This is a genomic window from Janthinobacterium sp. SUN211, assembly GCF_030587315.1.
Classification (GTDB): Bacteria; Pseudomonadota; Gammaproteobacteria; order Burkholderiales; family Burkholderiaceae_D; genus Janthinobacterium; species Janthinobacterium kumbetense.
Genome location: NZ_JAPWIC010000001.1, coordinates 790,007 through 803,542, shown reverse-complemented (window position 1 = coordinate 803,542; position 13,536 = coordinate 790,007). Strand labels below are relative to the sequence as shown.

The 13,536-nt window shown below is 62.5% G+C and carries 16 protein-coding genes; 9 read left to right on the top strand and 7 right to left on the bottom strand.

Annotation, left to right across the window (positions count from 1 at the left end):
* From xylB to O3301_RS03410, 5 genes are all read right to left on the bottom strand, one after another.
* Positions 1-1,485, bottom strand: a complete 1,485-nt coding sequence (gene xylB / locus O3301_RS03430; RefSeq protein ID WP_369812171.1) for a xylulokinase — start codon at positions 1,483-1,485, stop codon at positions 1-3.
* 32 nt (positions 1,486-1,517) lie between these two features.
* The gene (locus O3301_RS03425) at positions 1,518-2,525 is read right to left on the bottom strand and encodes a LacI family DNA-binding transcriptional regulator (RefSeq protein WP_305055548.1); all 1,008 of its coding nucleotides are present in this window, start codon (positions 2,523-2,525) and stop codon (positions 1,518-1,520) included.
* Positions 2,526-2,734: 209 nt separating this feature from the next.
* Positions 2,735-3,472, bottom strand: coding sequence for an NRDE family protein (locus tag O3301_RS03420; RefSeq protein ID WP_070253757.1), 738 nt, complete (start codon positions 3,470-3,472; stop codon positions 2,735-2,737).
* Positions 3,463-3,753, bottom strand: coding sequence for a DUF4936 family protein (locus tag O3301_RS03415; protein ID WP_099667899.1), 291 nt, complete (start codon positions 3,751-3,753; stop codon positions 3,463-3,465). The genes O3301_RS03420 and O3301_RS03415 overlap by 10 nt, the downstream gene beginning before the upstream one ends.
* 7 nt (positions 3,754-3,760) lie before the next feature.
* Positions 3,761-4,876 carry a folate-binding protein YgfZ gene (locus O3301_RS03410; protein ID WP_305055547.1) on the bottom strand — a complete coding sequence of 372 codons (1,116 nt, stop codon included), beginning with the start codon at positions 4,874-4,876 and terminating at the stop codon, positions 3,761-3,763.
* Between the two features lie 176 nt (positions 4,877-5,052).
* Between O3301_RS03410 and mltG the strand changes: the two genes are divergently transcribed.
* The 3 genes from mltG to O3301_RS03395 are packed head-to-tail and all read left to right on the top strand — an operon-like array spanning position 5,053 to position 7,746.
* Positions 5,053-6,039 (top strand): endolytic transglycosylase MltG, encoded by a 987-nt coding sequence (gene mltG / locus O3301_RS03405; protein ID WP_289904899.1) that lies wholly within the window; start codon positions 5,053-5,055, stop codon positions 6,037-6,039.
* A 21-nt stretch (positions 6,040-6,060) separates the two neighbouring features.
* The gene (tmk, locus tag O3301_RS03400) at positions 6,061-6,702 is read left to right on the top strand and encodes a dTMP kinase (protein WP_251348633.1); all 642 of its coding nucleotides are present in this window, start codon (positions 6,061-6,063) and stop codon (positions 6,700-6,702) included.
* 15 nt (positions 6,703-6,717) lie between these two features.
* Positions 6,718-7,746 (top strand): DNA polymerase III subunit delta', encoded by a 1,029-nt coding sequence (locus tag O3301_RS03395; RefSeq protein WP_099667903.1) that lies wholly within the window; start codon positions 6,718-6,720, stop codon positions 7,744-7,746.
* A 63-nt stretch (positions 7,747-7,809) separates the two neighbouring features.
* Here the strand turns inward: O3301_RS03395 and O3301_RS03390 are convergent, their stop codons facing one another.
* Positions 7,810-8,163: a hypothetical protein gene (locus O3301_RS03390; protein ID WP_305055546.1), complete on the bottom strand. Its 354-nt coding sequence runs from the start codon at positions 8,161-8,163 to the stop codon at positions 7,810-7,812.
* 200 nt (positions 8,164-8,363) lie between these two features.
* Here O3301_RS03390 and O3301_RS03385 point away from each other — a divergent pair, with 200 nt between their 5' ends.
* The 6 genes from O3301_RS03385 (at position 8,364) to O3301_RS03360 (ending at position 12,162) form a co-directional block, all read left to right on the top strand.
* Complete coding sequence (locus tag O3301_RS03385; RefSeq protein WP_305055545.1) at positions 8,364-8,750, top strand: VOC family protein; 387 nt, start codon at positions 8,364-8,366, stop codon at positions 8,748-8,750.
* 86 nt (positions 8,751-8,836) lie between these two features.
* Entirely contained in the window at positions 8,837-9,616 is a 780-nt protein-coding gene (locus tag O3301_RS03380; RefSeq protein ID WP_305055544.1) for a TatD family hydrolase, read from the top strand.
* A gap of 16 nt (positions 9,617-9,632) precedes the next feature.
* Complete coding sequence (locus tag O3301_RS03375; protein ID WP_099667906.1) at positions 9,633-10,283, top strand: ankyrin repeat domain-containing protein; 651 nt, start codon at positions 9,633-9,635, stop codon at positions 10,281-10,283.
* 256 nt (positions 10,284-10,539) lie between these two features.
* Complete coding sequence (locus O3301_RS03370) at positions 10,540-11,463, top strand: methyltransferase domain-containing protein (RefSeq protein ID WP_099667907.1); 924 nt, start codon at positions 10,540-10,542, stop codon at positions 11,461-11,463.
* A 100-nt stretch (positions 11,464-11,563) separates the two neighbouring features.
* Positions 11,564-11,812: a hypothetical protein gene (locus O3301_RS03365; protein WP_077404685.1), complete on the top strand. Its 249-nt coding sequence runs from the start codon at positions 11,564-11,566 to the stop codon at positions 11,810-11,812.
* Between the two features lie 152 nt (positions 11,813-11,964).
* Positions 11,965-12,162 (top strand): hypothetical protein, encoded by a 198-nt coding sequence (locus O3301_RS03360; protein ID WP_034784591.1) that lies wholly within the window; start codon positions 11,965-11,967, stop codon positions 12,160-12,162.
* 60 nt (positions 12,163-12,222) lie between these two features.
* Here O3301_RS03360 and O3301_RS03355 read toward each other — a convergent pair whose 3' ends face one another.
* Entirely contained in the window at positions 12,223-13,341 is a 1,119-nt protein-coding gene (locus O3301_RS03355; protein WP_251348638.1) for a phospholipase A, read from the bottom strand.
* Between the last annotated feature and the right edge of the window lie 195 nt (positions 13,342-13,536).

Below are 13,536 nucleotides of genomic sequence, written 5' to 3'. Positions count from 1 at the left end.
CTATTCCTTATCACTGAGTTGGTGCAAGGCTTGCACGGCGGGAAACAGGCTACGGTAGCGGCCGTAGCGGATGCTCAAGGCTGCGCTGTGCGCGGCATCGGGCAGGAAAGTGTTTTTGATGGGCAAGCCGGTGGACAGCAGCTGGCGCTGGCCGATGGCGGCAAAGCCCAGCTTGGCCGCGCCCAGGCTGGCCGACAGTTCGCTGTTGTGCAGGGTGCGCATTTCGCGTCCCAGCACATTGGCCAGCAATTGCGCCCAGTACTGGCTGCGCGCGCCGCCGCCCACCAGCATGCAGTGGGGCATGACGGCGCCCGTCGACGTGACGGCCGCCATGGCGTCGCGCAAGGCAAAGGCCACGCCTTCGAGCACGGCATAGCCGAGCTGCGCCGGCGTGCTGTCGTGGCCCAGTTGCAAAAAGGCGCCGCGCACTTGCGGGTCGTTATGCGGCGTGCGCTCGCCCGACAGATACGGCAGGAACAGGGGCGCGGACGGGGCGATGGTGGCGTCGAGCGGCAAACCCGCTTCCACCAGCGCCAGCAGGGCCGCTTCGTCCGGCTGGCCCAGCACGCCGGTGGCCCAGCGCAAACAGCTGGCGCCGGACAAGATCGCGCCCATCGCATACCAGCGGCCGGGCAAGGCGTGGCAAAAGCTGTGCACGCCGCCGGCCGGGTTGCCCAGGGGCGTTTCGGTCACGGACACGATGGCGGCGCTGGTGCCCAGCGAGATAAAACTGTCGCCGCCGTTGACGGCGCCGATGCCCACGGCCGAGACAGGATTGTCGCCGCCGCCGCCCGCCACCACCACGTTGGCGGGCAAGCCCAGCTGGTCGGCGACGGCGTCCGGCACGGTACCGGTGGCGGCGTCGCCTTCCGCCAGGGCCGGCATTTGATCCAGGCGCAAACCGCAGGCCGTGACCATGGGCGCGAACCAGGCGCGTTGGGCCTCGTCCAGCCACAGGGTGCCGGCCGCGTCGGACATGTCCGTGAGTTTGATTCCCGTCAATTGCAGGCGCAGATAGTCCTTTGGCGACAGCAGGCAGGCGATGGCGGCAAAGGCGTCAGGCTCGTGCGTTTGCAGCCACAGCAGTTTCGGTGCCGTCAGGCCGGCCATGGGCAGGCTGCCCGTCACATCCGCATACGCGGGATAGTCGCGCGCTAGGCTAGCCGCTTCGGCCTCGGCGCGCGCATCGTTCCACAGGATGGCGGGACGGATCACGGTATCGTTGGCATCGAGCAGCACGGCACCGTGCATCTGGCCCGACAGGCCGATGCAGGCGATGCGGGCATAGTCCTGCGGCCAGCCGGCGCGCAGCTGGGCCAGCGCCTGAACGCAGGCGGCCCACCAGTCCTGCGGCGCTTGTTCGGACCAGCCTGCTTGCGGGCGGCTGGTATCGATGCGCACGGACGCCTGGCCGCGCACGCTGCCTGCGCTGTCCATCAGCACGGTTTTCAGTTCGGAGGTACCGAGGTCGATACCGAGGGAAATCGCTGGATGCATGGTGTGTCTATATGTAAAGGTCAGGGGCAGCCGCAGGAGTTGCGTACGCGCAAGGTTGGCGACAGGCGCTGCACGTGCTGGGCGCGGCCCGGATTGGCGATGCGGTCGATCAACAGGTCGACGGCCATGGCGCCCAGCTCTTCGAGCGGCTGCGCCATCACGGTCAGGCGGGGGCTGAAATAATCGGCCCAGTCGAAATCATCGAAGCCGGCCAGCGCGACGTCTTGAGGTACCGCAATGTGCGCGTCGCGCAAGGCATGCATGGTGCCGATGGTCATCAGGTTATTGCCGGCGACGATGGCCGTGGGACGCTGTGCGGCGGGCAGGGCCAGCAATTCGCGCGTGGCCGCGCCGCTGCGCTCCAGGTTGGAGTCGCCCGAGCGCAGCAGCTCGGGATCAAAGGCGATATCGGCGCGCTGCAAGGCCAGGCGGTAGCCGTCGACGCGCTCGTCCGTCGTGGACAGGCCGGGCGCGCCCGCGATGAAGCCGATGCGGCGGTGGCCGTGGACCGTGATCAGGTGGCTGACCAGCTCGGCCGTGGCGTGCGTGTTTTCCACGCCCACCTGGTCGAAGGGCTGGGGCGACATGCGGTCGACCAGCACGGAAGCGATCTTGTTGCTGGTCAAATAGTCGAGGGCGCGGTTGTGCGGATCGCCGGACGGCGCCAGCACGATGCCGTCGACGCGGCGTTGGTGCAAGTTCTGCACCACCTTCAACTCCTGTTCGGGGTCGTCATGCGTATCGGAAAACAGCATCATCAAGCCATGGCGCGTGCAAGCTGCTTCGATGGCGCGCACGGTTTCGCTGAAATAATGATTGGTGAAGGCGGAAATGGCCACGCCGATGGTGCCCGACGAGGAGCCGGCCAGTGCGCGCGCCAGCATGTTCGGCACATAGCCGATCTGCTGCATGGCCGCGTTGACGGCGGCGACGGTTTTCGGGCTGACCTTGCGGGTGCCGTTGACTACGTGAGAGACGGTCGACAGCGATACGTCCGCCGCCCGCGCTACATCTTCCATGGTGGCCATGGTGTCTCCTGAGGTTTTTTTTATTATTGTGTACTGCGATTGGGTACGGCTGTGTCGCCGCGATTGAAGCTATCGTAAACAAAAGAAAGCGCTTGCGCAAGCGCTTTCTTTTTTTGCGCGAACGATATTTTGCCAAGGCAAGCAAGCCGCGCGGGAGGGAATGGATGAGGGAAACAGGGCGGAGCCGGACGGTGCCGGCCCCGCTGCAATTACTGAATCACCAGCTCGTGCAATTCGCCGGGAGAGTCCGGGAACAGTTTCACGACGGTGGACGTGCGCGTGCCGTAGCCCGGCGTTTCGATGCAGACGGCGGACAGCACGCGCTCGAGGTCGAGCGGCACGCCCGTGTCCGGCAAGCGGAAGTCGGGCGCGCGCGTGGTGTCGGCCAGCATGTCGAAGTACGCTTCGTCGGGCGCGCCCTGGCACAGCAGGCTGGCGAACTGGGCCTTGGTTTTCAGCACCTTCGGCCACGGCGCGTCGAGCAGGGCGTTCGACAGGCCGTAGATGCCCGGTTCCAAGGGCTGGCCATTGCGCGCATCGCCGTCGCCCCGGTTGGAAAACCAGATCAGGGTATCCGCGTCGCCCAGCACCAGGTTGAAACCGTTGTAGGCTGTGCAGCCGGGACGGATCTGTGCGATGTAGTCCTGTGGCGACATGTCGCCGGCCAGATAGTCTGCCACCAGGGCGCCGCGCGAGGGGGCGTCCGGGTTGCGGTCTTGCGGGCTGCGGATATTCGTGATGGCGGCAAAGCGGGAGCTGCCGCTGCCGGCCTGGGTGATGCCCATCCAGCTGCCGCCCGCCTGCAGGTCGCGGCCCGCATACACTTGCGGGTGCTCGGGCCAGGCGCCGGCGGGGGCGCTGGCGCGTTCATAGAATTCGTCGCGGTTGGCGGCGGCAATCAGCGGGATGTGCGGATTGACTTTCCAGGCAAAAACGATCAGGCACATGGGGGCAAATCCATGAACACTTCCGTATGCCGCGCGCCAGCCGTCAGGGACAGCAAGCCCGCTTCCTCTGCCATGCTGGCCAGCAGTTCCGTAAAGCCTTCGCCGACGACGGGGTAGATTTCCATCCACGTCTGCAAGCCGTCCTTGGCTTCCGGACGGCGCTTCAGTTGCGGCGCCACGCCGGAAGCGGCCGCCAGCTTGCCTTGCAGGGCGCGGACCCGCGCTTCCAGCGCCTGGGCGTGCTCTTCTTTTACCTGATAGTAAACGTACAGATCTTTCATGGCATTCTCACAAGTCGAGTGCGTCGAGCACGTAAGGCATGGACAGGAACTGCACGGCGGCGCCCTGGGCCGAGCCGTAGCGTACGGCGCCGGCGGCGCTTGAACCTTCTTCAATCGCCCCCAGCTTCATTTCGACGAGGGCGTCGATGCCGCCGTCGCCGTTGGGCGCCGCGTTGACGACCATGCCGCAAGGCTGCTCGGGGTCGCTGACGGCAAACAGTTCGCCACCGGCGGCGACGCCTGCGTCAGCGATGCTGACGAGGGTGGTGCGGCGCTTGAGCTTGCCCAGATACTGGCTGCGCGCGACGATTTCCTGGCCCGGGTAGCAGCCTTTCTTGAAATTGACGCCGCCCAACAGCTCGAAATTGACCATTTGCGGCACGAATTGCTCTTGCGTGGCGGCCGTGATCTGCGGGATGCCCGCGTGGATGTCCGACAATTGCCAGGCGTCATTGCCGCCCTTGGCCAGCTGTGCCGTCAATGGCGTCCACGCGTCGCGCGCCGTGGCGGCCGACGTCAGCCATTCATAACGGGGGCTGCCGAAAGCGTCGGCCACGCGCAGCAGGGTGCCGGACGCGTGTTCGACCTTGCTGAACGGCGTGGCGGGCAGGACGGGGAACCAGGCGGACAGGGCCGCGTTGGCGTGCTTGCCGCCCAGGCCCAGGACGACCTGGTTCGCTTCGTCGCCGGAGGCATCGTGCAGCTTGGCCTTGGCGCGCAGCACGAACATCTGCAGCCGCTTCTGGATGGCTGGCTGTATGGCGCGCGGCAATTGCAGATAAATGGTGGTGGCGTTGCGCCACATCAGGAAACTGGCCAGCATCCGGCCTTTCGGCGTGCAGTAGCCGGCCAGGCGCACTTGCTCCGGGCTCAGGTGTTCCACGTCGTTGGTCAGCTGGCCGTGCAGGAAACTGGCTGCCTCGTCGCCGTTCAAGCCGATCAAGCCCTGGTCCGTGATGGCCGCGACAAAACCTTCTTGCAGTTGGGACACTGTCAGGGACTGGCCGAAGTCGGCGATAGGGGTGGCGGCGATGGGGGCGGTGCTGTCAGGCGCGCCATCGGTGGCAACGGGGCGGGCGCCTTGTGCGGTTAAAAATTGATTCCAGTTATTCATAATTTCCATTAGATCAGCGATTAAGCATTATCATTACGGGTTCATTATAGTGATGTCGGGCAGATTGCGTCGGCAGCGGCAAGATTGCCAGTGTTGGCGCCGCTTTGCGCGCACTTGCTTCACAAATGAACGATCATAACAAGCGGACGTTGGCCATCAGCGCCCGCATCACAAGAATCGGAACAATGGCTTTCTTTAAAAAACTTGTAGTCAGCTCGGTCATCGCCGCCATCGGCGTCGGTGGTACTTTTGTGTACTGGGCGCAGCAGCCCATCACCACGGACGGTGACGCGATTCCGTTTACGATCAGCCCGGGCAGCGGCGCGCATGCGGCCGGCCAGCAGATCGCGGACGCGGGCGTGCCCATCGTGCCCATCCTGTTCAACATGCTGGCGCGCATCGAAGGCAAGACGTCGAAGATCAAGGCCGGTTCCTACGAATTGAAACCGGGCACCACACCGCAGCGTTTGATCACGCAACTGGCGCGCGGCGAGTTCGCGCAAGAGTCGCTGACCATCATCGAAGGCTGGACTTTCAAGCAGATGCGTATGGCCATGGCCAACCATGCCGGTCTCAAGCACGATACCGCGGGCCTGTCCGACAAGGAACTGATGGCGAAGATCAGCCCGGAATATGTGTTGCCGGAAGGCTTGTTCTTCCCGGACACGTATCTGTTCGCCAAGGGCGCCAGCGAAATGCAGATTTTCAGGCAGGCGCACGCGGCCATGATCGGCCGCCTGTCCGAAGCGTGGGACAAGCGCGATCCGGCCTTGCCGTATAAAAACCCGTACGAGGCGCTGATCATGGCCTCCATCGTGGAAAAGGAAACGGGACAAAAGTCCGAGCGCGCCATGATCGCCGGCGTGTTCGTCAACCGCCTGAAAACAGGCATGCTGCTGCAGACGGACCCGACCGTGATCTATGGCATGGGCGACAACTACCAGGGCAAGATCCGCAAACGCGACCTGGAAGCGGACACCCCGTACAATACCTATACGCGCGGCGGCTTGCCGCCCACGCCGATCGCCCTGGCTGGCGCGCAATCGCTGACGGCGGCGCTGGCGCCGGCCCGCACGCAGGCGCTGTATTTCGTCGCGCGCGGCGACGGCACCAGCCAGTTCTCGGCCAACTTGCCCGACCATAACCGCGCCGTGAATCAATACCAGCGTTAATTATTTCAAACTAGAAGCTTCATGACACCACACTATCAACCCCGTTTCATCACCTTCGAAGGCATCGATGGCGCGGGCAAGTCGACGCATATCGGCTTTGTCACCGACTACCTGCAGCAGCGGGGCGTGACCCTCGTCTCGTCGCGCGAACCGGGCGGTACCAGCCTGGGCGAAAAGCTGCGCGAATTGCTGCTGCATGAAAAGATGCACCTGGAAACGGAAGCCTTGCTGATGTTCGCCAGCCGCCGCGAACACATCGCGCAAGTCATCGCCCCTGCGCTGGAGCGCGGCGAATGGGTCATTTCCGACCGCTTCAGCGATGCCAGCTTTGCCTACCAGGGCGGCGGGCGCGGCATGGATTTGCGCAAGATGGAGCAACTGGAAGCGTGGGTGCACCCGCACCTGCAGCCGGACCTGACGTTCCTGTTCGACGTGCCGCTGGCCGTCGCCCGTGCCCGCCTGGACGCCACGCGTGCGCTCGACAAGTTCGAGCAGGAGCAGGCCGACTTCTTCGCCGCCACGCGCAACGAGTATCTGCGCCGCGCGGCCCAGTTCCCGCAGCGTTTCCGCATCATCGATTCCACGCAAAGCATTGCCGATATTCAAGTACAACTGGCGCAGCTGCTTGACGTGTTACTTGAGAAAAGCATCGCAACGTGTTGATTTGCAAAGAATAAAATGACGACTTCTCTCTATCCGTGGCAACAGGACGCCTGGCAGCAATTGCAAGCCCTGCGCCCGCGCATGCCGCACGCCATCCTGTTCCATGGCGCGCAGGGCATCGGCAAGGCCGACTTCATCGAGCATTTCGCGCAGGCATTGCTGTGCGAAGACGTGCGCGCCGACGGCCATGCCTGTGGCGCCTGCGCCTCGTGCGGCTGGTTTAGCCAGGGCAACCATCCCGATTACCGCCGGGTCCGTCCGGAAGCGCTGGAAGACGACGTGGCGGACGATGGCGAAGAGGGCGAAGGCGCGAAGAAAAGCGCCAAGACCAAGACGCCGTCGAAAGACATCAAGATCGAGCAGATCCGCAACCTGGCTGACTTCATGAACATTTCCACGCACCGCCAGGGCTTGCGCGTGGTGGTGCTGTACCCGGCCGAGGCGCTGAACACGCCCGCCTCGAATGCCTTGCTGAAGACGCTGGAAGAGCCGCCGCCGGGCACCCTGTTCTTGCTGGCATCGAACAGCCTGGACCGCCTGCTGCCGACGATATTGTCGCGCTGCAGGAAATTTGCCTTGCCGATGCCCAGCCATGAGCAAGCCTTGACGTGGCTCAAGCAACAAGGCTTGAACGATGCGGACAGCTGGCTGCGCGAGCAGGGCGGCGCGCCGCTGGCTGCACTGGCCCAGTCCGAATCGGGTGGCCGCGAAGAGACGGAACAATTGTTGCAAGTCTTGGCGAACCCTGGCGTGGAAGCGGCCCTGAAGGCGGCGGACAAATTACAGAAGTCTCCGCTGGCGCCGCTGGTCGCTTCCTTGCAGCGCTGGCTGTACGACGTGTTTTCAGTCAAGCTGTCCGGCACCATCCGCTACTACCCGCGCCACCGGCGCGAACTGGAAGCGTTGGCGGGACGCATCAACGTGAGCCGTTTGATGGCCGCCATCAAGGCTGCCAACGAACGCCGGGCGATTGCCGAGCATCCCCTGTCGCCCAAGCTGTTCCTGGAAGATATGCTGCTCGACTACGCATCCAGTTGCCAATAAAATCAAACACTTGCGTTGCCAAGTTAATCCGGATTGTGCGCTTTTTTGCGCGTTTGGAATGACTTAGCCGCAGGTGCGCGTGCAACTGCGGTATTGCACTTCGCACGCTTGCTGGCGCTCGGCGCGCCGGGCGCGGAAGGCTTCGGCCTCCGTCGGGCGCAACTGCTGCGACTGGGCGCCGGCTTCTTTGCCAGCGGCAACGTAGGGATTGCTGCTCGGCTTCATCAGCAGCATGGGGCTGGTATCGTTTTCCGTGGCGCCTTGCGCTTGTGCGCGGCAATCCTGGCGCGCCGAGGCGCAGACGGGCTGGCACAGTCCGGCATCGGGGATGGCCTTCGGCGCATCGCGCTTGTCTTGCGCATGCGCTGTCAGGGCCAGGCTGGCCAACAGTATCAAAGGGCCGGCAACTTTCAGCATGAACACTCTCCACGGTTCCGCGCGCAGCCCCATGGTTGCACTCCGGCAAGCCACTATACATCTTGATAATATTTCTGCCTAGCCATGCAAGTCAAGGCTGGCCACTTCCCCAGGCCAGGTCCGTTTGCCATGCCGGGAACGCGGTGTTACAGTCAGTCATCTTTGCAAACCACGCGGCAGCGCCGCACCGGAGGCGTCAAATGAAACGAGTCACTGGCATCGGCGGCATCTTTTTCCACGCGCAAGACCCGGCCGCGCTGCGCGCCTGGTACCAGCGCCACCTGGGCCTGGACGTGCAGCCGTGGGGCGGTGCCGCCTTCACCTGGACGGATGCCGACGGCAAACCCAGTGCCGGCACCACCATCTGGTCCGTCGCGGCCAATGACAACGAGCAATTCGCGCCCGGCAAGGCCTCCTTCATGATCAACTACCGCGTCGACGACCTCGACGCGCTGCTGCAAGCCCTGCGCGACGAGGGCTGCAACGTGCTGGAAAAGGCGCCCGATTCCGAATATGGCCAGTTCGGCTGGGTCATCGATCCCGAAGGCAACAAGGTGGAGCTGTGGCAGCCGCCGCAGGGGCAGTAGGCGAACCACGCGGGAGCAGTCGGCGGCAGTACGGATTTGCACCTTCCCCCTGCCAGTTTTCCCGTGCTCCGGTACAATCCCGCCTTATGTATATCGATTCCCATTGCCATATCAATTTCCCCGAGCTGGCTGCTCGCATGCCCGAGATCCTGGCCAAGATGGCCGAGAACAAGGTGACGCACGCGCTGTGCGTGTCCGTCGACTTGCCGGACTTTCCACAGGTGCTGGCCCTGGCCGAGCAGTATCCGCATATCTTTGCTTCCGTCGGCGTGCATCCCGATTACGAGGATACGCCTGAACCGTCCGTGGAAGACCTGGTCCGCTTGGCCAACCATCCGAAGATCATCGCCATCGGCGAGACGGGCCTCGACTATTTCCGCCTGACGGGCGACCTGGAGTGGCAGCGCGAGCGTTTTCGCACTCACATCAAAGCTTCAAGAATCACCCGTAAGCCCTTGATTATTCACACAAGGGCGGCCAGTGAAGACACCATACGCATCATGCGTGAAGAGGGGGCCGGCGTGTCCGACGGCGGCGTGGCCGGCGTCATGCATTGCTTTACGGAATCCCTGGAAGTGGCGCGCGCGGCCATCGACATGGGCTTCTATATTTCCTTTTCCGGCATCGTCACGTTCAAGAGCGCTAAGGATTTGCAGGCCGTGGCCCTGGAAGTGCCGCTCGAGCGCATCCTCATCGAGACGGATTCGCCGTATCTGGCGCCCGTGCCGTTCCGCGGCCGCATGAACGAACCTGGTTATGTAGCCCACGTGGCGGAATACCTGTCGACCTTGAAAGGCATCCCGCTGGACCAGGTGGCGCGCCAGACGACGGATAATTTCTTTAAGTTATTCAATCAGTTGCCGTAACTTCTTAAGGTCAGACATGATGAAAAAACTCGCGTTGGCGATGCTGCTGTGCTGCGCGGCGGCCAGCCACGCGGCGCCGGAACCCGATGCTTTCTTCCGCGCCGTCTCCGTCAATAATGTCAGCGGCGTGCGCAGCATGCTGCTTGACGGCATGAATCCGAACCAGCCTGACGCCCAGCGGGGCGACATTCCCCTCGTGCTGGCCCTGCGCGACGATGCGGACCGGGTGTTCCAGGTGCTGCTCGACGCGCCCGGCATCGATATCGAAGCCCGTTCGGCCAACGGCAACACGGCGCTGATGATGGCAGCCTACAAGCACAAGCTGGAAGCCGTGAACGCCTTGCTGGCCAAGGGCGCCAAGGTCAACCAGAGCGGCTGGACGGCGCTGCACTATGCGGCCTCGGCTGGCGACTTGCCCATCATGAAGATATTGCTCGACCGCGACGCCATGGTCGATGCGCGCGCCCCCGCGAATATCACGCCGCTGATGTTTGCCGCCCGCGAAGGCCAGGAAGGCGCCGTCAAGCTGCTGCTGTCCTGGGGCGCGGACGCCAGCCTGAAAAGCGACCATGGGTGGACGGCCGTGCAGTTCGCCCAGGCGGGCGACAAGCCCGGCGTGGTCGCCATCATCGAAGCGGCACAGAAGGCGCGTGCAGCCCGCAAGTAATGTTTTAATTTCAATACTTTCCATGCCAGCGCTGAAACTGGCATGGAATTGCCTCTCACCTCAGCCCTTTGTTCTCCCTGCCGATTAACGATAATGATTGTGTCGCATTAATCAGGAGATACCTCGCATGGGTCATCACATCACCGTCAGGCGCCGGCTGTATTGTCGCCGCCCCTCGCGCAGCCCGTGCGATATCACTGCTTTCTGGAATGACAAAACCGATCGGCCATCGGAGCCAGACTCCAAGAGGACAGACATGCTGAATGAACGAGAAATCGAGAGTTGTTACCTGGGGCAATTTATCCCCGTCCATTACCACCACAATATGTTGATGGACCAGAATCGCATGCACGGGTTCAAGTCGGCGATCGATTATGCGGTAAAACCCGGCATGAAGGTGCTGGAACTGGGCGGCGGCACGGGCGTGCTGTCGTGGTTTGCGGCCGCGCGCGCCGACAAGGTGTGGTGCGTGGAATTCAATCCGGACATGGTCAAGGAAGCGCGCAAGATGCTGGCGCTCAACCCCAACGGTGAAAAAGTCGAAGTCGTCCACGCGGACGCCTTCGAGTACCTGCCGCCGGAGCCCGTCGATGTGGTCATTTGCGAAATGATCCATGTCGGCATGCTGCGCGAAAAACAGGTGGAAGTGATCGAATCGTTCAAGCGCCGCTACCTGGCCCGTTTCGGCGGCCCGCTGCCCATCTTCCTGCCCGAAGCCGTCATCATGGCCGTGCAGCCGATGCAGCAGGAATACGATTTCGAGGGTTTTTATGCGCCCATCGTGCAATTCCAGGAAACCACGGCCATCCACCCTGGCGTACAGGAACTGGCGCCACCTTCCGTCTACAGCATCATCGACTTCAGCCAGCCGACGGACAGCGTGTTCGGCTTCGACGGCAAGTTTGTCGTCGAGCGCAGCGGCACCCTGAACGCCTTGCGTTTCGTCACCAAGAACATCCTGGCCGTCGTGCCCGAGCGTTCGACCACCATCGACTGGCTGAACCACTACATGTGCTTGCCGCTGGCCACGCCGGTCGCCGTGAAGGCGGGCGACGTGCTGCAGGTGACTTTCCAGTACCGTGCGGGCGGCTCGATTCCTTCGCTGGAAGCGTCGATCCGCGCGCAGGTCATCTATGACGTCAACTTGCAGCCGGTGACGCAGAGCGCCGTGTATGCGTAAGCATCATTAATGTAAAGGCAACGCCGCAGCGATTTCATCCTGCGGCGTTTGTCCATTCAGGGTATATTTCGTCTTTTACCCACTGGACAGCTTTACTATCATGGAACAGATCGATCAGCGTTACCTCGTGCAACAGAACAAAATCAGCGATGGCGAGACCAGGCCGCCCGTGTTTGCCAAGGTAATGCGCAGCAAGGAAGGCGTGTTTGAAGGCGTGTCCTTCATCAAGTCGAAGGACAAGGCCACCATCATGACCATCGAAGATGCCAACCAGGCCATCAAATGGGCCACCAGCAAGAAGCCGAATGCGCATGAATACGTCACGAAAGTGATTTGCGTCGGTCAATAAGCCCCGTTCATTCCCGTTTTCGTACCGTTCATCCCCGCTGTACGCAGTTCATCGCATGGCCGTTGCCGCCGTCGCGGCGCTTTACTATAGTGCTTTCACGGTAGCGGGGCAAGCACGGCTTGCTCCGCACATTTCATTCTAGGGGGAACGCAATGCTGGGATTCGTGCTGTGGCTGCTGCTCTTGCTGGTGTGCTGGCCCCTGGCCTTGCTGGCCCTCGTGCTGTATCCGCTGGCCTGGCTGCTGTTGCTGCCATTCCGCTTGATCGGCATCGGCGTGGAAGGCGTGTTCGAATTGCTGCGCGCCATCGTCATGCTGCCGGCCCGCGTGCTGGGCGGCGGGCGGCGTTGAGATTTACGTTTCCGCAATAAAAAATGGCGCCCTCGGCGCCATTTGTCATTGAGGTGCCGCTTACAGGTCAACCATGAAACCTGCGCCGATCGATTTCTGCGAATAGTTGTAGTCGATCAAGCTCTGGCCATAGCCGGAGAACAGTTGCAGATAGCCTTTCAGGTTGGCCTTCAAAGGGAACGCCCAGCTTGCCTGCATGGAGCCATGCTTCTTGCTGAAATTGCGGCGCGCCGTCACCGCATACTCGTGCCCCTTGTTGCGGTAGCTCACGCGCAAGTCGCCATGTCCCAGGTAATCGGTGATGTCGATATTGTCATTGTCGACCGCGCTATTGTCGAGGCGGTGCCAGACGCGCGCCGCGACGGCCAGGTTATCCTTCTCCATGCCCAGCTCGGCATACACGCGGTTCCAGCTGCGCGACAGGGTCGACGTCTGGCCGTTGGACTGGTGCACGAGGCCGAAGTTCAGGTAATTGAATTCGATGCCCGCGAAATTCTTGTTGATCGGCATGACCAGCATCAGTTCCGGCTGGTAATTGGTTTCGCGGAAGGGGCTCGATGCCTTGCGGTTATATGCCTGCCAGAAACTTTGCTGCGTGTAGCCGAACCACATGTCGATGGGCGTGCCGGCGATGTCTTCCAGCAGCTTCATCTTGAAGCTCAGCTGGAACGTCAATTCCACGTGCTGGCTCTTGATGCCGGCCGGCGTGAAATCCTGGAACGGTTCGTCATTCGACGCGTCGCTGTAATTGGCCAGCAACAGATAGGTATCGCGGTGCGGACGGAAGTTGAACAGGCCCCGTTTCGAGGCGTCGTTCAGCTCCCACGATTGCTGGGTGCGCGAAATCGGCGCTTCCGGCGGCGCCGCGCCAGCCTGCGCGATGGCGGGAATGGCGGCGTTGACGGCGTCCGGCGTGGCCACGCCAGGCGGGCTGACAAACGTGAGGGGAGCGACTTCGGCGGCTGCCGCCAGGGTGACCGCCGCCGTGGCGGGATCGCCGCCGGCGGCGATGGTGGCCTTTTCCGCCGCCTTGGCCAGGGTGTCGAAGCAACCGAGGCGGGCGCTGGCGTCACCGAGCACGGCGCAACGCTGCATTTGCTGTTCCAGTTCGCCGGCCATGGCCAGCGCCGGCGACGCCAGCAGGGAAGAGAGAATTATTTTTCTTAGTCGGATAGTCATAGGCTGAGTGGGGCATGTCGTTCGGTGCGCACCTGGGCTGCATGCCGGCGGCGTCGCCTTACACGATAAATTACCGTGCGTCTTGATCCTGATTAATCTTTATTAGATTAATACTTATGAAAGTATAGCGGATTACCTTGTTTACCCCGTGCGGCTACCGTGCGCGCGGCCGACAGTGTTGTGCGCTTGGTAAAC

Excerpts from the sequence above, each read along its gene's own strand:
- O3301_RS03395 (WP_099667903.1), top strand. The coding sequence starts at position 6,718 with ATGACGACTTCTCTCTATCCGTGGCAACAGGACGCCTGGCAGCAATTG.
- O3301_RS03390 (WP_305055546.1), bottom strand. The coding sequence starts at position 8,163 with ATGCTGAAAGTTGCCGGCCCTTTGATACTGTTGGCCAGCCTGGCCCTG.
- O3301_RS03410 (WP_305055547.1), bottom strand. The coding sequence starts at position 4,876 with ATGGAAATTATGAATAACTGGAATCAATTTTTAACCGCACAAGGCGCC.
- O3301_RS03355 (WP_251348638.1), bottom strand. The coding sequence starts at position 13,341 with ATGACTATCCGACTAAGAAAAATAATTCTCTCTTCCCTGCTGGCGTCG.
- O3301_RS03425 (WP_305055548.1), bottom strand. The coding sequence starts at position 2,525 with ATGGCCACCATGGAAGATGTAGCGCGGGCGGCGGACGTATCGCTGTCG.
- O3301_RS03365 (WP_077404685.1), top strand. The coding sequence starts at position 11,564 with ATGGAACAGATCGATCAGCGTTACCTCGTGCAACAGAACAAAATCAGC.
- O3301_RS03415 (WP_099667899.1), bottom strand. The coding sequence starts at position 3,753 with ATGAAAGATCTGTACGTTTACTATCAGGTAAAAGAAGAGCACGCCCAG.
- O3301_RS03360 (WP_034784591.1), top strand. The coding sequence starts at position 11,965 with ATGCTGGGATTCGTGCTGTGGCTGCTGCTCTTGCTGGTGTGCTGGCCC.
- O3301_RS03370 (WP_099667907.1), top strand. The coding sequence starts at position 10,540 with ATGCTGAATGAACGAGAAATCGAGAGTTGTTACCTGGGGCAATTTATC.
- O3301_RS03375 (WP_099667906.1), top strand. The coding sequence starts at position 9,633 with ATGATGAAAAAACTCGCGTTGGCGATGCTGCTGTGCTGCGCGGCGGCC.
- O3301_RS03380 (WP_305055544.1), top strand. The coding sequence starts at position 8,837 with ATGTATATCGATTCCCATTGCCATATCAATTTCCCCGAGCTGGCTGCT.
- mltG (WP_289904899.1), top strand. The coding sequence starts at position 5,053 with ATGGCTTTCTTTAAAAAACTTGTAGTCAGCTCGGTCATCGCCGCCATC.
- O3301_RS03385 (WP_305055545.1), top strand. The coding sequence starts at position 8,364 with ATGAAACGAGTCACTGGCATCGGCGGCATCTTTTTCCACGCGCAAGAC.
- tmk (WP_251348633.1), top strand. The coding sequence starts at position 6,061 with ATGACACCACACTATCAACCCCGTTTCATCACCTTCGAAGGCATCGAT.
- O3301_RS03420 (WP_070253757.1), bottom strand. The coding sequence starts at position 3,472 with ATGTGCCTGATCGTTTTTGCCTGGAAAGTCAATCCGCACATCCCGCTG.